The organism is Falsihalocynthiibacter sp. S25ZX9, from assembly GCF_041205405.1.
Lineage (GTDB): Bacteria > Pseudomonadota > Alphaproteobacteria > Rhodobacterales > Rhodobacteraceae > Falsihalocynthiibacter > Falsihalocynthiibacter arcticus.
The window spans coordinates 1-315 of record NZ_JBGFCD010000189.1; the positions used below are offsets into that span (position 1 = coordinate 1).

Annotated in this window: 1 pseudogene; it reads left to right on the forward strand. The window is 49.8% G+C overall.

The annotated features are described in order from the left end of the window. Positions 1–315 (forward strand): annotated as a pseudogene (locus AB9F29_RS21845) (hypothetical protein); the annotation flags it as partial.

Genomic DNA, 315 nt, shown 5'->3' on the forward strand with positions numbered 1-315 from the left:
GATCAATAAATTGCAGACGGACACCAAGCAACGTGTTGTTTTGTATGATGCTTTGACAAAATCCCTGAAAACGGCACAGCAACAAGACGTGGCGCACCGTATTAATGAGATTTGTGTGCAAACCGACAAGGAAGCGCAGACCGCGATGGCGGCGATTGGCACAGCCACGAATGCGAAAATGGCGGACATGATGGAAGCGCACGAAGATCACATTGTTTTCGCCCGTAAAGTTTTGGAGCAAAAGGCCAAAGCGGATGAGCGCTTTGCGCGCCGGTTTGAAGCCATCGTCGAGAAGCACGATAAAAACCTCTATGG